Origin of the sequence: Corallococcus sp. AS-1-6 (assembly GCF_020037015.1) — a bacterium.
Lineage (GTDB): Bacteria > Myxococcota > Myxococcia > Myxococcales > Myxococcaceae > Corallococcus.
Genome location: NZ_JAIQDE010000038.1, coordinates 43,788 through 64,978 on the forward strand (window position 1 = coordinate 43,788; position 21,191 = coordinate 64,978).

Below are 21,191 nucleotides of genomic sequence, written 5' to 3' on the forward strand. Positions count from 1 at the left end.
TTCCCGCATGGAGCCCGGGGCTTCGTCGTGTCCGGAAGCAGGCGGGCCCCTGGAGGGCAGGCGCCCGGCCAGCGCGTGGCCCGGGAAGGAATCCGTGCATCCCCGCGTGTCTATGGGTATAGACACGCCCCATGTGCCCCCTGGTGAACACGAAGGACCTGATTGACGCCCAGGAGGTGGCGGGCCTCCTGCGCCTGGCCCACCCCAACAGCGTCAGCACGTACCTGCGCCGGTACCCGGACATGCCCCGTCCGGTGCTCGACCTGGGCGCCGGGCGCCCGCGCCTCTGGCTCAAACCCCAGATGCTCCGCTGGGCCCGCGCCCGCCAGGCCGCCGCCAACACCGACACAAGCTCCCGAGGCTCCCGATGACCACCGCCACCCCCCGAACCGCCCCCGCCGTCCTCCCCGGGCCCAATGACGCCTGCTGGTGCGGCAGCGGCTCCAAGTACAAGAAGTGCCACCGCGGCGCGGACACCGTGGAGGCGCGCCGCAAGGGCTCCGACACCAATCGCAAGGGCGTCCGCCCGGGCATCGTCAGCCCCCGCCGCGTGGTGCCGCTCACCATCGGGCGGCCGGACTACGCGGACTCCGTGAGCGGCCGTCCCTCGCGCTCGCGCAACGAGCCGGACGTGAAGTCGCCGGACGTCATCGCCCGCATGCGCCGCGCCTGCCAGGCCGCCGCCCAGGTGCTGGTGGAGACCGCGCAGCACGTGCGCGTGGGCATCACCACGGACGAGCTGGACGCTATCGCGCACGAGGCCTACCTCAAGCGCGGCGGCTACCCCAGCACGCTGAACTACCACAAGTTCCCCAAGTCGCTCTGCACCTCCGTCAACGAGGTCATCTGCCACGGCATCCCCGACAGCCGCGCGCTGGAGGACGGCGACATCGTCAACCTGGACATCACCATCTACCTGGATGGCGTCCACGGCGACTGCTCGGCCACGTACCTGGTGGGCAACGTGGAGCCCCAGCACCAGCGCCTGGTGCAGATCGCCAGGGAGTGCCTGGACATCGGCATCGCCGCGGTGAAGCCGGGCCGGCCCATCAGCGACATCGGCCGCGCGGTGGAGGCCCACGCCGTGAAGAACGGCACCAGCGTGGTGCGCGCCTACTGCGGCCACGGCATCGGCGAGACCTTCCACACCGCGCTCCAGATTCCGCACTACTACGAGCCGGAGGCCGACACCATCATGCAGCCCGGGATGGTCTTCACCGTGGAGCCGATGATCAACCAGGGCCACTGGGACCACCGCACGTGGAACGACGACTGGACCGTCGTCACCGCGGACGGCATGCGCAGCGCCCAGTTCGAGCACACCCTGCTCGTCACCGACACGGGCGCGGAGATCCTCACCGTCCCCTGAGTGAGGCCTCCCCCCTGAAACAGCTCGGGCCCCGGACGCGCTTCGCCTCCGGGGCCCGCTTCATTTCCAGCCGGAGCCCTGAGCCCTTACGCGCGGCGGCGGCGCAGCTTCAGCGCCAGGCCGCAGAGCATCAGCAGGCTGACGGCGCCCAGCGGACCGGGCACCGTGCTCTGGCAGCCGCAGCCGTCGGACTCGTCCGGGTCCTGCGGATCCGGATCCGGGTCCGTCGCGTCGTCGGTGACGAACACGGCGGTGCTGCGCGCGGGCACCGTGAAGCCGCCCGTGGCCGCGTCGTACGCGGACGTGCGCACCACCGGGTCCGTGGAGGCCTGCAACACCGGGTGCAGCTTGAGCTTCAGGGACTTGTACCCGTCCGCCTTGAAGGTCTGCGCGTCGTCCGTGCCGTTGAACAGCACGATGGCGCGCTTGCCCTCCGTGTTGGTGCCGTGGTCCTGCATGGCCATCACGATGAGGCCCGGGAGCTGGTCCGGACCGGTGTTCTCGAAGCGAACCAATTGCTTCACCTCGTCACCGGTGCGCAGGCGGAACAGCCGCGAACTCTTGCGGATGGTCAGCATCTCCTCGAAGTGGTCGCGCGCCCGGAGGATGTCCGCCGACGCGGGCTTGAGCGCCGCGTCCGCCAGCAGCGGCCCGAAGAGCCCCCAGTTGCCCTGGTTGTCCGCGGCCGGGGGCAGGCCCACGCCCCAGTTGTTGGACTGGTAGGTCCAGTCCACCTTGTTGAACCAGTCACCGGAGTTGTAGCTGTTGCGGTCCAGCGACTTGGAGCGCAAGAGCTCGTCACCCGCGTGGAAGAAGGGGATGCCCTGGCCCAGCGCCACCAGCGAGATGCCCAGGTTGTGCATGCGCACGCGCTCCGCCATGGGCAGGTCGCGGCGGGCCTTCAACTGCACCGCGTCGAACAGGGTCTCGTTGTCGTGCGCGGAGACGTAGGTGATGACCTCCTGCGGGTCCAGCGTGTAGCCGGCCTTGGCCCCGTTGTAGTCCACCCCTTCACCCGTGACGGTCGCGCCGGTGCGGTCCACCAGCGAGTAGTCCTTCAGGTTGCCGGCGAGGCCCACGCGGATCCAATCGCTGTAGCGCAGGAGCTTGTCCTTCTGCTCCGCCGGCGTGCCCTGGTTCGTGCCGTTGGGGTCGGAGAGCAGGCCCGTGATGAAGCCCTGCTCCTGCAGGCCGCTGAAGGGGCCACCGCCGCGAGCGCCGTCGCGCAGGCGGTCGTTGAACGAGCCGATGCCCGTGCCCGCCATGTTGGCCTGCGTGGCGTTGGTGCCGCGCGCGTTGCCGGCCACCTCGCCGAAGTCCCAGCCCTCGCCGTAGACGTAGATGGCCTTGCCGTCCACGCCGTCCTTCTCCAGGGTGAGCCCGTCCAGCGTGGCGCGCAGCTTCACCATGTTGGACTTCATGTGGTGGCCCATCAGGTCGAAGCGGAAGCCGTCCACCTTGTACGCCCGGGCCCACGTCACCACGGAGTCGATGAGCAGCTTCTCCATCATCGCGTTCTCCGACGCGGTGTTCTGGCAGCAGGTGCTCATCTCCACGTTCCCGTCGTCGCTGAGGCGGTGGTAGTAGCCGGGGACGATGCGGTCCAGCACGCTCTTGGCGTCCTGACCGGCGGAGTTGGTGTGGTTGTAGACCACGTCCATCACCACGCGCAGGCCGTGCTGGTTGAGCGACTGCACCATCTCCCGGAACTCCACCGTGCGCGTCGTGCCCTGCGCGTTGGTGGAGTAGCTGCCCTCCGGCACCGTGTAGTGGAACGGGTCATAGCCCCAGTTGAAGCCGTCCAGGTCCGCCACGGCCTTCACCGCCGCCTGCTGCTGGTCGGAGTCCGGCGGCAGCGACACCAGGTCGCCCTGGGGGTGCTGCTGCGCCGCGCGGTCCTCGTTGATGGTCGCGATGTCGAACACCGGCAGCAGGTGCACGTGCGTGAGGCCCGCCTTCGCCAGCCGGGTCAGGTGCTTCATGCCGTCTGATTCGCGCGTGAAGGCCTTGAACGTGCCGCGCTCGTTCTCCGGCACCGTGAGGTCGTTGATGCTGAAGTCGCGCGCGTGCAGCTCGTAGAGGACGATGTCCTCCGGGGCCTCCAGCGCGGGCTTCGCCAGCGTGCTCCAGCCCTGCGGCGCGAGCGCCGGGTCCGTCAGGTCCACGAGCTGGCTCAGCTCGCTGTTGGTGGAGAGGGCCACGGAGTAGGGGTCGGTGACGCGGTTGGTGACGACCTTGCCCTCCTTGCGGACGTAGACCTCCACCTCGTAGAGGAAGAAGCGGTCCTTCCACGACGCGTCGCCCGTGGCGCTCCAGACGCCCCTGTCGCCGGCCGTCATGGGCACGCGGGTGAAGGTGGACGTGGGGCTACCGTCCGCGAACAGGAGCAGGTTCACGCTCTTGGCCGTGGGGGCCCACAGGCGCAGCGTGGGGATGCCGTTCTCGAACGTGGCGCCCAGCGGCCCGTCATACGCGTCCAGGTCGTCCAGCGCGCCCGCGAGCTGCGCGCTGGTGGCGTCCAGCATCACGCCCTCCGCGTTCGTCGCGGACACGGCCACCTGGCCCTTGAGCCACGTGGCGGCGTTGGCCACGTCCGCCGCGGCCAGCTTCAGCACCGTGCGGCCCACCAGGTGCGGGAAGCGCGCGGCCTGCGCGGCGGTGAGGCCCGCGGCGTCCACCGTCAGCGTCACGGAGGTGCCGCCCTGCACGCCGGTGCCGCCCAGCGTCAGGCCGCCCGTGGGCGACGTGTGCAGCTTGTACACCGTGCCGGCGGGCGCCGAGACCTCCGGGCTCCACACCACGGTGTCGCGCGAAATCCAGTGCGCCCGGGCCAGCAGCAGGTTGCCCGCCGGAGCGCCCGCGGCCCGGATGGTCACCTTCTTGGACGTGCCGGAGTCGAAGGTGATGATCATCTCCTGGTTGTCCGTCTCCACCGTGAACGACGCGTTGCTGCCCGGGTAGGCGGTGGACCAGTTCTCGTCGAGCGCGACCTTGCACTCGTAGTTGCCCGCGGGCAGCGCCTTCGTGGTGAAGGTGTAGACGCCCTTGTCGTCCGGGTACTGCATCATCGAGCGCAGGCACTCCGGCTGCCAGTCACCGGGACAGCCCAGCTCGCTCTGGAACGAGCCCGCCACCGTGGCGATGACGCCGGAGCGGCTGCTCGTCACGTACAGCGAGGTCGCGTCGAAGTAGAACTTCACCGCGCCCGCCGTCGTCTGGTTCAGCACCACGTCCGCGCCGCCCGGGCCGCCGTACGTCTGCGACAGCGAGCCGTCCAGCGCGACCTTGAAGTGCCAGGTGCCCGCCGGGACGTTGAACGTGCCCTGCCACTTGTCGTCGTCCGCGTCGTACGTCAGCGCCGTCTGCGCGCAGGTGGGGTCGTTGTTGGCCGCGCAGCCGGCGGCCGTCTGCAGGTCGCCAATGACAGTCACGGACGTGGGCGCCGCCAGCGACGACAGTGGCACGAGCGTGGCCAACAGCCCGCTGAACGCGAGCGCTCGCGTCATGCGGGGAACCGCGAATGGAACTCTCAGGGGAAACCTCCAGGGGGGATGGAATCCCGGGCACGGTAGCAGCCGGTCCTGTCACGGAAACCCCTGGGGCATTTTCGCGGTTTGCCTGACCCGCTGGATGATCGCGTCGGGACCGGCGCATCCACCCCAGCACGTCGGATGGGGAAGGGCGTCCAACCAAGACGCGGTGCGGCAGGAACCACGCGCTCCGTTGAGTCCGCTCACGCCATGCGTCACACGGGTGTGCAGAGGAAGACATTGGGCACATGGCGCGTTGCGCCATCAGCCGATTGTTCCGACGGCCCTTCACCCCTTTCAAGACTGTTGGATACAGTGCCGCGCCCAGATGTCCTCCAGCCTCCCCTGCCCACAACCGAACGCTGTCTCCCACCGCGGTCGGTGGCGCCCGATGCTCCAGGGCCTTGTCGCCCTGTGTCTGGCGGGGTGCGCCACGGCCCCCACCCCGACGCAGCCCGCGACACAGCCCGCCGCGACACAGCCCGCCACGCAGGCGGCGCCGGCGCCGGCCCCCGAACCCGTGAAGGAGGCCGCGCCCGCGCGGCCCGCTCCGGCTCCGGCGCCGAAGGAGCCCGCGCGGCCCTGGGCGGATGAGGTCCTGTACTTCGTGGTGGTGGATCGCTTCGCGGACGGGGACCCCTCCAACAACGAGAAGGGGGACGTGAAGGAGCCGGGCACCTTCCACGGCGGCGACCTGAAGGGGCTCACCTCGAAGCTGGACGAGCTGTCCTCGCTGGGCGTGACGGCGCTGTGGGTGACGCCGCTCTTGAAGCAGATCCCGGGCTTCGTCACCGGCGCCGGCTTCCCGGACTGGGGTTACCACGGCTACTGGGCGGACGACTTCCACGCGTTGGATCCGCGCTTCGGCACGGAAGAGGACTTCAAGGCGCTGGTGGACGCGGCGCACGCGCGCGGCATCCGCGTGCTGCTGGACGTCGTCTACAACCACCCGGGCTACAACTCGCGCTACCTGAAGGACCACCCGGACTGGCTGCGCTCGGAGGACAAGGGCACCTGCGGTTCGGATCACCTGACGACGTGCGTGGCGGGCCTGCCGGACTTCAAGACCGAGCGCCCGGAGGTGGCGAAGTACCTGCTGGACGCGCAGATCGACTGGGCGAAGCGCTCCGGCGTGGACGGCTTCCGGCTGGACACCGTGAAGCACGTGTCCCACGACTTCTGGAAGGAGCACCGCCGCCGCACGCGCGCTGAAATCTCCCCGGACTTCTTCCTCCTGGGCGAGGTGTGGGGCGGCGACGTGCAGGTGCTGGAGCCGTACTTCACCCCGGACGAGATGGACGCCGGGTTCGACTTCGCCTTCCAGGGCAACGCGCTGGGCTTCGTCCAGGGCCGTGGCCGCGCGGTGGCGTTCGACCGCTATCTCCAGTCGCGCGCGAAGGTGACGCCGGGCCACCACCTGTCGCATTTCCTCTCATCGCACGACGTGGACGGGGCGCTGCATCAGTTGCAGGGCAACGTGCCCCTCTTCCGTCTGGCCGCCACGCTGCAGCTCACCACGAGCGGCATCCCCGTCATCTATTACGGCGAGGAGGTGGGCCGCGCGGGCGGTGACTGGCCGCAGAACCGCAGCGACATGCCGTGGGGCAAGCAGGCGGTGAAGCCTGGCGCGGGGAAGAAACGCGACGAGGCATTGCGCGAGTATTACAAGCGCCTCATCGCCATCCGCCGCGCGCACCCGGCCCTGTCGCGGGGCACGCACGCGCCGCTCTCCACCGAAGGTGATGTGTATGTCTTCCAGCGGCGCGACGAAGCGTCTGGCGACACGGTGGTGGTGGCGGTGAACCGCGGCAAGGCGAAGGGCACGGTGTCCGTGCCGTGGCCGGAGGCGTGGACGGGCGTCGGCGAGGTGGAGGACCTGCTGAACGGAGGGCGGACGAAGGCTGGCGCCACGCTGGACCTGGCGCTTGCGCCGCTGTCCGCGCGCATCCTCGGACGCGTGCCGTGAGGCACCCGGCGGTGCATGCGCAGAACCTGACCCGGACGTGCTGTTGTCACCGGCGCGAGCGGGGCTCTTGCTGGAGGGCCTGATGGCCGGCGTGTCGTTCAAGGACGTGGCGAAGCGGTACGGAGACGTGTCGGTCATCGAGGGGCTCAACCTCGATATCCGCGACCATGAGTTCATGGTGCTCGTGGGGCCGTCCGGTTGCGGCAAGTCCACGGCGCTCCGGATGATCGCCGGCCTGGAGGAGATTTCCGGAGGCACCATCTCCATCGGTGAGCGCGCGGTGAACGCGCTGCCCCCGAAGGACCGGGACGTCTCCATGGTGTTCCAGAACTACGCGCTCTATCCGCACATGTCCGTGCGGCAGAACCTGGAGTTCGGCCTCAAGATCCGCAAGACGCCCAAGCCGGAGATGGACAAGCTGGTGGACGAGGCGGCGGAGATTCTGGGCATCACGCACCTGCTGGACCGCAAGCCCAAGGCGCTCTCCGGCGGCCAGCGTCAGCGCGTGGCCCTGGGCCGCGCCATCGTGCGCAAGCCGGCGGTGTTCCTCTTCGACGAGCCGCTCTCCAACCTGGACGCGAAGCTGCGCGTGCAGATGCGCTCGGAGATCAAGAAGCTGCAGCACCGGCTCCAGGTCACGTCCGTCTACGTCACGCACGACCAGATCGAAGCGATGACCATGGGCCACCGCATCGCGGTGATGAAGGACGGCAAGCTCCAGCAGCTCGGCACGCCGCTGGAGGTCTACGAGAAGCCGGTCAACGTGTTCGTGGCGCAGTTCATTGGCACGCCGCCCATCAACATGCTCACCGCCACGCTGGACGCGGACGGCGCGTCGCTCACCGGTGACGGCTTCAAGCTGCCGGTGCCGCAGAAGCTGCGCGCGGCCACGGCGGGGAAGGGCGGGCGCAAGGTGAAGGTGGGCCTGCGCCCGGACAACGTCCTGCCCGCGGGCAGCGTCGCGCGCGGCGAGTCCGCCCCCGCGGAGGCGCGCGTGGAGCTGGTGGAGCCGCTGGGCAACGAGCTCATCGTGCACGCCCGCCTGGGAGACAACCCGCTGGTCTTCCGCCTGCCGCCCCAGGCCACCCCGGAGCCCGGCGCCGCGCTCCCCGTGACGGTGGAGCTGGAGTCCCTGCACCTCTTCGACGCTGAATCCGAGCTTCGGCTTTCCGTTTGATATCCCGGAGGATTTTCCCAATGACGCACCTGCGAACGCTGCTCGCGGCCCTCTGTCTGTGCGCAGTCGGCCTGTTGCCCGTCCCGTCCTTCGCCGCCACGGAGCTGGTGCTCTGGCACGCCTACCGCGCGGAGGAGAAGGCCGCGCTGGAGAAGGTGGTCGCCGAGTACAACAAGGCCAACGAGGGCAAGGTCAAGGTCACCACGCTGGCGGTGCCCTACGACGCCTACGCGGACAAGATTTCGGCCACCGTGCCGCGCGGCAAGGGCCCGGACCTCTTCATCTTCGCGCAGGACCGCCTGGGCGGCTGGATTGAAGCGGGCAACACGGTGGAGCCCATCGACTTCTTCCTGGATGACGCGACGAAGAAGCGCTTCATCCCCACGACGATGGAGGCGATGACCTACCGCGGGACGGCGTACGGCCTGCCGCTGAACTACAAGGTCATCACGCTCATCTACAACAAGAAGCTGGTCCCCACGCCGCCCAAGACGTCCGGCGAGATGGTGACGATGGCCAAGAAGCTCACGGACGCGAAGGCGGGCCGCTTCGGCCTGGCGTACGCGTACAACGACTTCTACTACCACGCGGCGGTGATGAACGGCTTCGGCGGCGGCGTGTTCGACGCGAAGAACGCCCCCACGCTGAACTCGCCCGCCAACGTGAAGTCGGTGGAGCAGGTCCTCAAGTGGAAGAACAAGGACGGCATCCTCCCCGCGGAGCCCTCCAGCGCGCTCATCACCTCGCTCTTCAACGAGGGCAAGGCCGCGATGGTGTTCTCCGGCCCGTGGTTCCTGGGCGAGGTGGCGAAGAACGTGGACTACGGCCTGGCGCGGCTGCCCACGCTGGATGAGAACAAGGGCACGCCGATGAAGCCCTGGATGACGGTGGAGGGCGTGTACGTGGCCGCCCCGTCGAAGAACAAGGAAGCGGCGTACGACTTCGCGAAGTTCCTCACCGACGCGGGCCCCGGCAAGACGCTGGCCCTGGAGGGCCGCCAGAGCCCCGCGAACCAGGCGGTGTACCAGGACGCGAAGGTGGCCGCGGATCCGCTGCTCAAGGCGATGAAGGACCAGGTGGACGTGGCGGTGCCCATGCCCAACCTGCCGGAGATGTCCATGGTCTGGACCCCGGCCACCAGCGCGATGAACACCGTGTTCAAGAACACCGCCACCCCCAAGGCGGCGCTGGACGCGGCCCAGAAGAGCGTGGCGAAGGACGTCGCCGGCCTGCGCAAGAAGTAAGTGAGGAGCTGAAGTGAGCCAGAACGCCCCCCAGCAGCCCCCTTCCGCGGCCGGCGCCCCCACGCCGGCCCGTGTCTCTCCGAACGGTTCAGCGCCGGATCCCTCGACGCCGGGAGCCGCTGGCCGCGCGGGCGGCTACCGGGGGCGCGTGCTGGTGGGGCTCGCCCTGGCGCTGGGCGTGTCCCTGTTCCTGGCGCACGGCCTGCTCCAGCGCGCCAACCAGGAGCGCGCGGCCGAGCGCGAGCAGCGCACGGCCACCGTGGCCCTGCTGGGGCTGACGGACCTGGTGCAGCGCGCGGGCGGCACGGGCGACGCCGTGAAGGCCGTGGTGGCGGGCTGGCCGGGCATGCCGGGCAGCTCCGTGCGCGTCATCGCCTTCAGCGGCATCCGGCTGGAGGCGTCCACCTTCCCGGATGACACCGGGGACAAGGCGGCGCCGCGCCGGCTGTCGCGCGACGAGAAGCCGCTGTACGACCGCGGCCAGCGCCTGCGCGCCGCCGTGGAGACGAACCGCGAGGAGGGCGGCGCGCGCAAGGCGGAGGTGGAGTCGGAGCTGCTCGACAACGGCGGAAGCCGCCTGTTGTCCGCGCCCGTGGAGGTGGACGGGCAGGTGGTGGGCTCCGTGGAGTCCCTCACCCCGGTGGTGGTGAAGGGCCAGACGCCCTCCTGGACGCCGGTGCTGCTGGCGTTCCTGCTGCCGCTGGCGGCGTGCGCGGCGGCGGTGTTCGCGCTGTCGCGCCAGGGCGTGCGCGTGGCGGTGGCGGCGGCGCTGTTCCTGGCGGGCCTGGGTGGCTACACCGTCTATTCGCTGCGCGCGCTGGACGCGGAGCTGCGGCAGACGGAGGACGCGGTCAGCGCGGAGCTGCGCACGCGCGGCGAGAAGGCCCGGGCGCTCATCGCCGCCAACAACCTCAACGCGGAGCCCGCGCTCAAGCCCGGCGCGTGGGACGCGGACGCCATGCGCCGCCCGCTGGGCAAGCTGACGGAGTCCGGCGCGCCGGATGAAGCGAAGCTCGCGGCGGCGGGCGCGCAGGTGCGCGGCAACGCGAGCAAGGCGCTGGGCGCGCTGGGCGTGGTGGGGCTGGCGGTGCTGCTGTTCATCGGCCTGGGCGCGCTGCACCGCGCGGTGGCCACGGCGGTGGAGCACCGGCAGGCCTACGCATACATCCTGCCCGCCATGGTGGGCATGGTGGTGCTGGTGTTCTTCCCGTTCGCCTACGGCATCACGCTGTCGTTCACGGACGCCAACCTCTACAACAGCAGCCAGCCGCTGTCCGAGTTGTGGGTGGGCTTCCGCAACTACGTGGACATCCTGGGCGACTTCAGCTTCGCGAAGACGGCGGCGGACGGCTCGCTGGTCTTCAACTACCTGAACTTCTATTACACGCTGCTCTTCACCATCGTGTGGACGGTCACGAACGTGACCATCGGCGTGACGGTGGGCCTGCTGCTCGCGCTGGCGCTCAACGTGCCGAACCTGAAGATGCGGCCGGTGTACCGCGTGCTGCTGATTCTTCCGTGGGCCATGCCCAACTACATCACCGCGCTCATCTGGAAGGGCATGTTCCACCAGCAGTTCGGCGTGGTGAACCACGTCATCCGGATGTTCGGTGGTGACGGGCTGGCGTGGTTCGACTCGCCGCTCACGTCGTTCTTCACGGCGCTGGCCACCAACGGCTGGCTGTCCTTCCCGTTCATGATGGTGGTGTCGCTGGGCGCGCTCCAGTCCATCCCGGGGGAGCTCTATGAGGCGGCGCGCGTGGACGGCGCCAACCGGTGGCAGCAGTTCACCGCCATCACGCTGCCCGCGCTGAAGCCCGCGCTGGTGCCGGCGGTCATCCTGTCGGTGGTGTGGACCTTCAACATGTTCAACATCATCTTCCTGGTGACGGGCGGCGACCCGGGCGGCTCCACCGAAATCCTGGTCACCCAGGCGTACAAGTTCGCCTTCGAGCGCTACCGCCACGGCTACGCGGCGGCGTACTCCACCGTCATCTTCGGCATCCTGCTGCTCTACAGCATGGTGCAGAACCGCGTGAGCCGCGCCACGGAGGCCGCGTAAATCCCATGGCGCTCTTCTCTGAACGTCGCGAGGGCATCCCCCACCTGCCGCTGCACGCGGTGCTGATTGCCTTCACCCTCTTCACCATCTACCCCATCCTCTGGGTGGTGAGCCTGGCCTTCTCCGGCAAGCAGAGCCTGGCCATCGCCACGCTGCCGGAGAACCCCACCTTCTGGGACCGGCTGCGCGCGGTGACGCCGTGGCCGGAGTCCTTCAGCGTCTCCAACTTCGCGTCGGTGCTGGCGGACCAGCCGTTCGCGAAGTGGATGCTCAACAGCGCCATCGTGGCCATTGGCACCACGGTGCTGGGCGTCTTCATGGCGTGCACGGCGGCGTATGCCTTCAGCCGCTTCAAGTTCCCCGGCCAGCGCGCGGGCATGATGGCGTTCCTGGTGTCCCAGATGTTCCCGGGCACGCTGATGCTGATTCCGCTCTACATCATCCTGGTGCAGTGGCTGGGGCTGGGCAGCAGTCGGCTGGGGCTCATCATCGTGTACGCCACCACGTCCATCCCGTTCAGCGTGTGGATGCTCAAGGGCTACTTCGACACCATCCCCAAGGACCTGGAGGAGGCGGCGCTGATGGACGGCGCGTCCCCGGGGCGTATCTTCTGGAGCATCATCCTGCCGCTGGCCAAGCCCGCGGTGGCGGTGACGGCGCTGTTCAGCTTCATGACGGCGTGGAACGAGTTCATCCTCGCGGCGACGTTCATGGACCAGGAAGCCATGTACACGGCGCCGGTGGGCCTGCGCTTCTTCGTGGGCGGCTTCAGCCAGCAGTGGGGCTACTTCGCGGCCGGCTCCATCATCGTGTCCGTGCCCGTCGTGTTCCTCTTCCTCTTCCTGCAGAAGTACCTCGTCTCCGGGCTCACCGCCGGTGGCGTGAAGGGTTAGTCCCGCAGTCTTTCTTCGCAGTCCTTCCGTCTGTCGTTGCAAGGAGCAAGCACCCCCATGATCAACCCCCGCATCGCAGTCCTCACCCTGGCCGCTTCCCTGTCCGCGGCGCCGGCCCTGGCCGAGAAGGTGTCCTTCAAGGACCCCACCGGCGACGACAAGGGCCCGGGCAAGTACACCTACCCGACGGACCCCGTGTACAAGCCGGGCTCGTTCGACCTGACCGGCTTCAAGCTGGACCAGGGCGGCAACAAGACGGACGTGGAGATCCAGCTCAAGGCGTCGCTGGAGAACCCCTGGAAGATGGCGGACGGCTTCTCCGTGCAGGAGGTCTTCATCTTCATCGACACGGACCACAAGGCCGGCAGCGGCTTCACGGACAGCCCCCCGGGCCTGAACGTCTCCTTCGCGCCGGAAGACGCGTGGGACAAGGTCATCATCATCTCGCCGCAGGGCTCGTCGCGCGTGCGCGCGGAGGCCAACAACAAGGCCGGCGCGATGAAGAACGCCGTCGTGGTGCCCACCAAGGTGCGCGCCTCCGGCAACAAGATCACCGCCACGGTCATGAACTCCGACCTGGGCGCCGGTGACCCCTCCACCTGGGGCTACCAGGTCGTGATGCAGTCCAACGAGGGCTTCCCCGCGGACAACGACCTGCTCACCCGCCGCGTCAACGAGTACGAGGGCCAGCACCGCTTCGGCGGCGGCTCCGACTTCAACTGCGATCCGCACGTGATTGACGTGCTCGCGGGCCAGGGCAAGGGCGACAGCTCTGAAATCAAGGCCCAGTACGAGATGCTCGCGTACGAGTGCGCGGGTGACGGCTCCGCCACGAAGAAGGCCACGCTGAAGATGGTCTCCGGCCCGAAGCGCCCGGCGGCGCAGGGCAGCGCGGCGGCGGCTCCGGCCCCGGCTCCCGAGGCGGCTCCGGCGGCCCCGGCCCCGGCCCCGGCTCCGGCGCCCACGCCGGCCGCTCCGGCTGGAACGACGGTCGCTCCGGCGCCGACGACGGCCACGCCGACGAAGTAGTCGGCAGCGGACTGTTCAAAACAGTCCGTTTCAAGGTTTGATGCAACACGGGGAGGGCTGCCGTGGAGACCCCGCGGCGGCCCGGGAGAGGGGATGACCCCCCTCTGGTTCAAAAGCTTTCTGAGAAGGGTTTTCCGGACATCATGAAGAATCGCAAGAACGTGGTGCGGGGAGCGTGTGCGCTCACCGTTGCGGTCGGCCTCATTCCCGGGGCGGCCATGGCGCAGGACAGCGGCCCCAAGCTCACCATTGGTGGCACGACCTATACGAAGTACCTCTGGGGCACGCAGCGTGACCAGGGCGCGCTGTACAACTTCACCACGGTGCCCGGTGAAGGCTACGGCGACAACGGCATCGGCACGGAGCTGGAACTGCTCCTGAACGCGAAGATCTCCCCGCAGGTGGAGGTCAACGGCCGCATCCACAGCCGCTTCAACCAGAACTTCTGGACGAACTTCGGCGGCTTCGGCGGCAGCAACACGGCCACCAACTGCACCGCGGGCGACTGCGGCGAGTTCGACCCGCGCTCCAACCAGTACATCAAGCTGCGCGGCATGTCCGTGACGCTGCGCCCGGGCTACCTCATCGACTCGGCGCTCATCGGCGCGACGGACCTGGGCCAGTTCGACCCGTTCGTCATCGGCCGCGTCCGTTACATCGACCGCGACAACGCGGCGGCCATCATGCTGCAGGGCTCCAACTTCGACCGGAAGCTCACGTGGGACGCGGCGCGCATCTCGCTGCCGCGCTTGTGGGCGGGCCCGAACTTCAGCACCGGCGCCTTCCACGCGCGTGACGCGGCGTACGGCTTCCAGGCGAAGGTCACCCCGAACGAGCTCTTCGACGTGGGCGGCATCTTCCAGTACGCCAACGACCAGGAGATCAACCCGGAGGACACGGACCTGGACAACGGCCGCGACCTCACCCCGCGCTACCGCAACGGCGTGGGCGGCCTGAAGGCGGGCCTGCACATGGGCTCGTGGCTGGACGTGCGCGGCGCGGCGTACACGTCGTACTCCAACGCGGACCCGGTGCTGTCGCCCAAGAGCTTCGGCGTGGGCGGCTACAGCCCGGTGCTGGCCGGCCACCACACGGACCAGACGTACATGCTGAACGCGTCCATCAACGACCCGCTGGACGTGGGCCTGTCGCTGAACCTGCAGTTGTTCAGCATTGGCGCGGAGTACATGGCGGTCATGGCCAGCCGCCGCGAGGCGGACGTGCTCCTCACGGAGGGCCACGACGGCAGCTTCGCGTTCCCCGGCCCGTCCAACGCGGCCTACGGCGTCTACAAGGGCAACCCCACCCGCATCGGCTATGGCGGCTGGACGAGCGAGGCCCAGCAGGTCGCCACGCTCAACGTGGACAACGACTTCACGGACTTCGACGAGCCCATGGCGGAGACGGCCATCGGCTGGAAGGGCGTGACGGCGAACCCGGTCTACACGAACGGCGCGCTGGAGGTGGGCGGTGAGTATTCCTTCATCACCTACAACACCAACTGGCAGGCGTACGGCAACGCCGACCAGGCGCTGGGTGACAGCCAGTTCCCCGGCACGGAGCTGGACTCCGGCGTGGGCCACAACTTCCGCACGGCCTACCAGCCCTTCCAGGACAAGAAGACGCACCTGGTCGCGCTGCGCGCCAAGTACGTGGTGGACGTGCTGAAGGGCATCGATGTGTTCGGCAAGTTCAAGTACATCCATGAGACGGACAAGCGCATGAACGACCCGCGCTTCCTGCCGTTCCAGTCGGGTGCGTGCGCGGGCGGCGGCGTGGCGTGCGACAACACGCTCGTCAACGAGTACAGCGCGGGCAACAGCACCGCGGACCTCTACCGCAACCCGAACGTCATCACGAACAGCCAGGGCGACACGGGCTACCAGTTCAAGCCGTTCGACAACATCGCGGACGACGACCGCCTGCTGGACTACACGACGTTCACGGCCGGCGCGGGCTACCAGTTCACGGATGACCTGTACGTGTCCGCCAGCTACTCCAAGTTCTTCGCGGACCTGCTGGACGGCAACACGGCGTTCCAGGCGTACGGCAACCACGAGATGGCGTCCGGCAAGCACAACAAGAACCAGGTGCTGGTGAAGGCGCGCTACATCCTGTCCGGCGTGGAGTTCGGCCTGGAGGGCCAGTACGCGTTCGGCACCTTCCGTCCGGACTTCGGCGACGGCTACGTGGTGCAGTACGCGGACGACACCATCGCGGCCGACCACAACGTGGCGGTGGGTTCGCGCGGCTTCACCGGCCGCAACGGCGGCTGGAACAGCCTGGAGGAGCGCAACTTCGACCACATGCGCGTCAAGGCGTTCATGAAGGCGCAGTTCTAGTCACCGCGCGCTCCGCTTCCGGCGGGGCACACGGGTGACGCAGTGGGAGCCCGGGGCGCCTGTGAAGGCACTCCGGGCTCCTTGCGTTTGGGGCACCGCGCGGTACACCTGGACGGGCCGTCCCTTCGTGCACGAGGTGCCCTTCCATGTCCGTGCGTTCCCGCGTGTCCGCGCTCCTGCTCGCTTCCTCCCTGGCCGCGTGTTCCGGCGGCAAGACGCGCGAGGACGCGCTGCTGTTCCGGCTGACGGATCCGGTGGGGGATGACCACGGCGACGGCGAGCTGGTGTATCCGCGCCGGGCGGACCTGGGGCGCGGGGACCTGGACGTGGTGTCGGTGGCGGCGTTCGCGGAGGGCGCGGCGACGCGGTTCGAGGTGACGTTCGCGCACCCCATCGCGAAGCCCTCGCGCGCGCAGGCGGTGGACCTGGAGGGCGCGACGGTCGCGGAGCGGGCCCGGCACGGCTTCTACACGTTCAACGTGGACCTGTACGTGGACCAGGACCGGGTGCCCGGCTCCGGACGCACGGACACGCTGCCGGGGCGCGGGCTCACGCTGGCGGCGGACTCGGGGTGGGAGAAGGCGGTGGTGCTGACGCCGCGTCCCTATGAGGCGCGCGAGGCGCTGCGCAAGGCCTGGCGGCAGGCGGCGCTGGAGGCCTACGAGAAGAAGGCCGGAGGGATTGGCGGCAAGGTGGAGGCGGAGCTCAACGCGGCCACGGAGCAGGAGCTGGAGGCGCGGGTATTCTTCCCCACGGTCATCCAGGTGAGCGGGCGCACGGTGGTGTTCCAGGTGCCGGATCGCTTCCTGGGCGGACACGCGAGCGCGGACTGGGGCTACGGCGTGGCGGTGACGGGCGCGACCCTCGACCGGCGCGTGGCGCTGGGTGGGATGTTCGGTGGGGACACGAACGCGAACCCGCGGCTGATGGCGATGGGCATCGTGCCCGGGGAGCCGCCGTCCGCCGACCGCTTCGGCGGTGGGCGGAAGGGAGATCCGTCACAGTCGCCGGTGGTGGACCTGCTGGTGGCGCCGGGCACCACGCAGGAGGAGGTGCTGGGGGCCTCGAAGCCTGCGTGGAGCGCGGTGGTGCCGTCCGGGAAGGCCGTGGCGGCTCCGGTGGAGGACGCCGGTGTGCCCGCGGACGCGCCGGATGCGGGGGCTGTGATTGAGGACGCCGGAGTCGTGGGTCCTGTGCCGCCCGCCCCGTGACGGTTGGTTCCTGCGCTGTGCGCGGGAGGTCCTGGTCGCGGTGAGTCCGTGCGGCCGAGGATGGATGCCTTGGAGGCATCCATGTCTTCGTGCCGGAGCTGGGCGGTCGCGGTGCTGCTGGTGCTGCTGGGCACGGGGTGTTCAGCGACGCGCGGCGTCCGGCTGAAGACGGGGCGGGGGTCGCCGGTCGTCCATGTGCCTCGGGCGGAGGTCGAGCCCGTGGCGCTGGACGGCGATGCGTTCACGGACGCGGTGCGGACGCTGGCGGAGGATGCGCCGGTGTCCCCGCGTCCTCGTGAGGATGCGTATCGGCGGTTCGCGGGGACGTTCTCCTCGAAGGCCTATGCCCATGTGCGTGGACGCCTGGGGCTGGTCTCCGTGGAGGAGCCTGCCCGGGCTCGGTTGCTGGTCGATGATTCGGACCGGGAGCTGGCGAGCGCTTATGGGCGGTGGTGCCAGCGCAAGCAGACACCGGGTGACTGTCTTCAATTGCTGGAGGCGGGTTCCACGCTGGATGAGGACGGACGGCGCTCCTTGGCGTTCGCCATCGCGCTGGACTCGGTGTGGGAGGAGACGTCCGAAGCGCTGGCGGGGATGACGGATCCGCGGGCGGTGCTCACGACCATCGTCGCGACGGGCACGGTGTACCTGTCGCTCTGGTTGCTGCCCGAGCCCGTGTCGAAGGGCATCGCTGCGACGATGACGGTGGTGCTCATCGCCTACCTGGGCATCGACACGCTGTGGAACCTCATCCAGGGATGGATTGAGTTGTCCGAACAGGCGCAGGTGGCCCGGACGTTCGATGAGCTTCGAGAAGTGGGGGAGGAGTACGGCGAGGTGATGGGGAAGAACGCGGCGCGGGCGTTCGTGATGCTGGCGTTGGCGGCGGTGGGCAGCACGGCGGAGACGTTCGCGGCGAAGGTCGCGACGCTCCCGGGTTCAGGGCAGGCCTCGCTGGTGGCAGCGGAGATGGGTGGCTTCCGGCTGGGCGCGGCGGCGCAGGTGGAGTCCGCGGCCGTGTCCTCCGAGGGCGTGGTCACCCTGGTGCTGGCGCCGAACGCGGTGGCCATGTCCGCTCGGGATGACAGGGGGCCTGTCGCGAGTGGCGTGGATGCGGATGGCCCGGAGCACCACATCGCGTCCAACAAGTTCTGGACCGCCACGAATCGCGGCGGCCCGTGGTCACCGAAGTTCCAGAGGATCTTCGATAAGGCAGGGATGTCGCTCGACGATCCCGCGAACAAGATCCGCGTGCCAGGGCACAGAGGACCTCATCCGGAGGCATACCACCAGAAGGTGTTTGATGCTCTGGAGAGGGTGTCGAAGCGATGCAGGTCCATGCAAGACTGCCGGGCCGCATTGACGAAAGCCCTGCAGGGTCTTGCGAGATTGATCAACCAGAGAGGGACAGACCTGAATCGGTGGGTGACCGGTCTTGAGTGATGCGAGATGAGATACTTCAACCTTTTCGAGAACGTCGCAGAGGGGTTCTGGTGTCTGGGACACCCTCTCGATGGTCAAACGAGAGAGCTCGAAGACCCCTGGCAGTTCACGGTTGGAGAACCCGCGCGCTTCAAGGGCCCGATTCGGCTTCCGTTGGACGTGGAGGGAGTATCACGTGACTACTCCCACGCAGCGTTCAGCACCCCGGTCGTCAATGCGAGGCTCGCAGCTCTTTTCCAGGAGCTGGCCCCGAATGACGTCGAGTTGATCCCCGTCGAGATCGACTCTCACGCAGGGCCGTATTTCATCCTCAATGCCCTTCGCGCCATTCCGTGCGTCGACACCGAGGCGTCTTCGGATGTGGTGTATTGGTCCGAAGAGGATGGGATTCCGGAGAAGGTCGGCACCCTCAGTTTCATCTCGGAGATGCGCATCGACACGTCGAAGGTGGGCGATGCGAAGGTGTTCCGTCCCTCGGAATGGGACGTCGTCCTCATTGTCTCCGAGGACATCAAGGACGCGATGGAGCGCGCGGGCATCACGGGCGCGAAGTTCGAAGCAGTGACGGGTCCGCCGACCTTCGATCCCATTCGGCGCGCGGAAACGAGGCGGCGCGCAGAACTGTGGCATCAAGCTCGACATGCCCGTGCGGCCGTGTGGCGAGGGCTCGGCACGATGTCCGACGACTTCTACATCCCGCCGGTCGTGGGCGGTCCATGGCCCGGCGAACGGCAGTGGTGGACGGCCATGCGCCGTCCTGACGGCGGCATGCTCATCGTCACAGACGGCCTGTCCGACCCGTTCAACGACATCCTGGACCGTCCCACCGCTGGCTTCGGGCTGGAGCTCGCCATCGAAACCCCGGAGCCGCTCGGGGAGGTGTGGAAGAGCTGGCCGGTGCACCTGCTCGAACGCGTCGCCTATGAGGTCGCCGAGTTCGAGAAGCTCCGCGTCTCCCTGGCCAATGGCACTCTGTCCATGGAGGTGGACGGCGTGGGCATGCCCGAAACCCTCGTGACCCCCGAGGGCCGTGTGGCCGTGCTCATCGGCATGGAGACGGACTCTTTGCCCTCTCGCTTCACGCTTCCCGGGGGCGAGGTCCGGCTGCTCACCGTGAAGGTGCTGATGCCCGCGGAGCTGAAGTGGCTGCTCCGTCAGGGCAGGGGCGCGGCGGCGGAGCTCATCCGCCGCTTCAAGGCCGCGGGAGAGACGCACCTCTCCCGCTCCTGGCGTCAGCCCGTCGTCAGCTAGCGCAGCCGCCAGATGCCCGTGGCACGCGCCGGGATGCTCGCCTTCCACGCTCCCGTGCCCCCCGTGAGCTGCGTCACTCCCGGGTCCACGAACAGCGGCTCCGCCGTGGTCGCCTCCACGTCGAACGGCCCCACCGACTCCTGCGAGTTGGAGAAGTTGTGGACCACCAGCACCTGCTCGTCGTCCAGCGTCCTCACGAACGCCAGCGTCCGTGACACCCCCGTCGTCGCCGTGAACAGCCGCAGGCCCCCGTTTCGCAGCGCCTCCGAACCCTGGCGCGCGTGGATGAGCGAGCGGTAGCGCGACAACAGCGACCCCGGGTCGCGCCGCTGCGCCTCCACGTTCGCCGTCTCCCTGCCGCTGGAGAACGCGTACCACGGTGAGCCCGTCGTGAAGCCCGCGCCCGCCGCGCCGCTCCACGGCATCGGCGTGCGCTTGGACTCGTCGTTGTTGGCGTTGCCGTTCCCCAGGCCCACCTCCTCGCCGTAGTAGAGGAACGGCGCTCCCGGCAGCGTCAGCAGCACCGCCGCCGCCAGCCCCAGCTTCGCCCCGTCGTTGGCGAACTGCGTCGCCAGCCGCACCTGGTCGTGGTTGGTGAGGAAGGGCGCGTCCGCCACCCCGGCCGGATAGTTGTTCTTCATCTCCAGCAGCTTCGCCGCCACGCCCCCGCCGCTGCCCGCGTGGATGCCTTCAATCACCCGCGCGGACATGGGGAAGTTGAAGTTGAGCGGCAGCTCGTCCCCGCCCGGCACCGTCGCCGTGGAGCCGTAGTACTTCGCCACCGACGGCGTCTCGCTCCAGTTCTCACCCACCAGCACCGCGTCCGGCTTCACCGAGCGCACGTGCGCGGCGAACTCCTTCCAGAACGCGTGCGTCTCCGGCGTGTCCGCCTGCCCCGCGCCGCCGCCCGTCTCGATGAGGTAGCGCGCGGCGTCCAGCCGGAAGCCGTCCACGCCGCGCTGGAGCCACAGCGTCGCCAGGCGCTTCACCTCTTCGCGCACCGCGGGCGTCTGGAGGTTCAGGTCCGGCATGCCGCCCCAGAAGGCGCCGTAGTACCAGCCCGTGTCCCGTTGATGCCACGTGCCGGTCTGCGAGTAGAGGTCCCAGGGCTGCTTCCAGCCGGGGTCGCTCGCGCGCCACTGGTACCAGTCCCGCTTCGGCGACTGCGCCGAGGACGCCGAGTCCACGAACCACGGATGCGAGGAGCTGGTGTGGTTGATGACGAAGTCCAGGATGACGCGCATGCCCCGGCGGTGCGCCTCGTCACACAGCCGCTGCAGGTCCTCCAGCGAGCCGTACGCCGTCTGGATGCGCTCGTAATCCGTCACGTCGTAGCCGTGGTAGCTGGGCGACGCGAACACCGGCATCAGCCACAGCGCGTCCACGCCCAGGTCGTCCGTCGTCGCCGGGTCTCCGTCGTTCAGGTAGTCCAGCCGCGAGATGAGCCCCGGCAGGTCTCCCACGCCGTCCCCGTTGGAGTCCTGGAAGCTGCGGACGAACACCTCGTAGAACACCGCGCCCCGGTACCACGCGTCTCCCGCGGGCGCGGCGAGCGTGATGCTCCCCGGCGCGACCGGAGCCGGCGCGGGCGTGGGCGAAGAACCGGCGCAGGCCGACAGCAGGGCCGCGCTGCAGAGGGAGAGTCCGCGGAGGGGTCGCATGGCCTCTTCCTCT

At 68.9% G+C, this 21,191-nt stretch carries 14 protein-coding genes; 12 read left to right on the forward strand and 2 right to left on the reverse strand.

The annotated features are described in order from the left end of the window. Positions 1-131: 131 nt before the first annotated feature. On the forward strand, positions 132-371 hold the full coding sequence (locus tag K8612_RS35105; protein ID WP_120552755.1) for a hypothetical protein: 240 nt from the start codon (positions 132-134) through the stop codon (positions 369-371). After that, positions 368-1,369 (forward strand): type I methionyl aminopeptidase, encoded by a 1,002-nt coding sequence (map, locus tag K8612_RS35110; protein WP_223765440.1) that lies wholly within the window; start codon positions 368-370, stop codon positions 1,367-1,369. Before K8612_RS35105 ends, map begins: the two co-directional genes overlap by 4 nt. An 86-nt stretch (positions 1,370-1,455) precedes the next feature. Here map and pulA read toward each other — a convergent pair whose 3' ends face one another. Next, positions 1,456-4,875 carry a pullulanase-type alpha-1,6-glucosidase gene (gene pulA / locus K8612_RS35115; protein ID WP_223765441.1) on the reverse strand — a complete coding sequence of 1,140 codons (3,420 nt, stop codon included), beginning with the start codon at positions 4,873-4,875 and terminating at the stop codon, positions 1,456-1,458. 415 nt (positions 4,876-5,290) lie between these two features. On the opposite strand from pulA, the gene K8612_RS35120 reads away from it, so the two are divergent. From K8612_RS35120 to K8612_RS35165, 10 genes are all read left to right on the forward strand, one after another. Next, positions 5,291-6,865, forward strand: a complete 1,575-nt coding sequence (locus K8612_RS35120) for an alpha-amylase family glycosyl hydrolase (protein WP_223765442.1) — start codon at positions 5,291-5,293, stop codon at positions 6,863-6,865. Positions 6,866-6,947: 82 nt separating this feature from the next. Then, entirely contained in the window at positions 6,948-8,042 is a 1,095-nt protein-coding gene (locus tag K8612_RS35125) for an ABC transporter ATP-binding protein (RefSeq protein ID WP_223739644.1), read from the forward strand. Between the two features lie 20 nt (positions 8,043-8,062). Further along, positions 8,063-9,286, forward strand: a complete 1,224-nt coding sequence (locus tag K8612_RS35130; protein ID WP_223765443.1) for an extracellular solute-binding protein — start codon at positions 8,063-8,065, stop codon at positions 9,284-9,286. A gap of 13 nt (positions 9,287-9,299) precedes the next feature. Further along, positions 9,300-11,348, forward strand: a complete 2,049-nt coding sequence (locus K8612_RS35135) for a carbohydrate ABC transporter permease (RefSeq protein WP_223765444.1) — start codon at positions 9,300-9,302, stop codon at positions 11,346-11,348. A 5-nt stretch (positions 11,349-11,353) separates the two neighbouring features. Then, a complete protein-coding gene (locus K8612_RS35140) occupies positions 11,354-12,241 on the forward strand; it encodes a sugar ABC transporter permease (RefSeq protein WP_223765445.1) in 888 nt (295 codons plus the stop codon). 57 nt (positions 12,242-12,298) lie between these two features. Next, positions 12,299-13,270 carry a glucodextranase DOMON-like domain-containing protein gene (locus K8612_RS35145; protein WP_223765446.1) on the forward strand — a complete coding sequence of 324 codons (972 nt, stop codon included), beginning with the start codon at positions 12,299-12,301 and terminating at the stop codon, positions 13,268-13,270. Between the two features lie 143 nt (positions 13,271-13,413). Further along, positions 13,414-15,612, forward strand: coding sequence for a hypothetical protein (locus tag K8612_RS35150; RefSeq protein WP_223765447.1), 2,199 nt, complete (start codon positions 13,414-13,416; stop codon positions 15,610-15,612). A 146-nt stretch (positions 15,613-15,758) separates the two neighbouring features. Further along, a complete protein-coding gene (locus tag K8612_RS35155; protein WP_223765448.1) occupies positions 15,759-16,823 on the forward strand; it encodes a glucodextranase DOMON-like domain-containing protein in 1,065 nt (354 codons plus the stop codon). Positions 16,824-16,904: 81 nt separating this feature from the next. Then, entirely contained in the window at positions 16,905-18,266 is a 1,362-nt protein-coding gene (locus K8612_RS35160) for an AHH domain-containing protein (RefSeq protein ID WP_223765449.1), read from the forward strand. Between the two features lie 6 nt (positions 18,267-18,272). After that, on the forward strand, positions 18,273-19,517 hold the full coding sequence (locus K8612_RS35165; RefSeq protein WP_223765450.1) for an imm11 family protein: 1,245 nt from the start codon (positions 18,273-18,275) through the stop codon (positions 19,515-19,517). Here K8612_RS35165 and K8612_RS35170 read toward each other — a convergent pair. Continuing rightward, on the reverse strand, positions 19,514-21,178 hold the full coding sequence (locus K8612_RS35170; RefSeq protein WP_223739635.1) for an alpha-amylase family glycosyl hydrolase: 1,665 nt from the start codon (positions 21,176-21,178) through the stop codon (positions 19,514-19,516). The genes K8612_RS35165 and K8612_RS35170 overlap by 4 nt on opposite strands. Between the last annotated feature and the right edge of the window lie 13 nt (positions 21,179-21,191).

Coding starts and splice junctions, on each gene's coding strand:
- K8612_RS35155 (WP_223765448.1), top strand. CDS start 15,759: ATGTCCGTGCGTTCCCGCGTGTCCGCGCTCCTGCTCGCTTCCTCCCTG.
- K8612_RS35120 (WP_223765442.1), top strand. CDS start 5,291: ATGCTCCAGGGCCTTGTCGCCCTGTGTCTGGCGGGGTGCGCCACGGCC.
- K8612_RS35150 (WP_223765447.1), top strand. CDS start 13,414: ATGAAGAATCGCAAGAACGTGGTGCGGGGAGCGTGTGCGCTCACCGTT.
- K8612_RS35140 (WP_223765445.1), top strand. CDS start 11,354: ATGGCGCTCTTCTCTGAACGTCGCGAGGGCATCCCCCACCTGCCGCTG.
- K8612_RS35160 (WP_223765449.1), top strand. CDS start 16,905: ATGTCTTCGTGCCGGAGCTGGGCGGTCGCGGTGCTGCTGGTGCTGCTG.
- K8612_RS35125 (WP_223739644.1), top strand. CDS start 6,948: ATGGCCGGCGTGTCGTTCAAGGACGTGGCGAAGCGGTACGGAGACGTG.
- K8612_RS35145 (WP_223765446.1), top strand. CDS start 12,299: ATGATCAACCCCCGCATCGCAGTCCTCACCCTGGCCGCTTCCCTGTCC.
- K8612_RS35170 (WP_223739635.1), bottom strand. CDS start 21,178: ATGCGACCCCTCCGCGGACTCTCCCTCTGCAGCGCGGCCCTGCTGTCG.
- pulA (WP_223765441.1), bottom strand. CDS start 4,875: ATGACGCGAGCGCTCGCGTTCAGCGGGCTGTTGGCCACGCTCGTGCCA.
- K8612_RS35165 (WP_223765450.1), top strand. CDS start 18,273: ATGAGATACTTCAACCTTTTCGAGAACGTCGCAGAGGGGTTCTGGTGT.
- map (WP_223765440.1), top strand. CDS start 368: ATGACCACCGCCACCCCCCGAACCGCCCCCGCCGTCCTCCCCGGGCCC.
- K8612_RS35130 (WP_223765443.1), top strand. CDS start 8,063: ATGACGCACCTGCGAACGCTGCTCGCGGCCCTCTGTCTGTGCGCAGTC.
- K8612_RS35105 (WP_120552755.1), top strand. CDS start 132: ATGTGCCCCCTGGTGAACACGAAGGACCTGATTGACGCCCAGGAGGTG.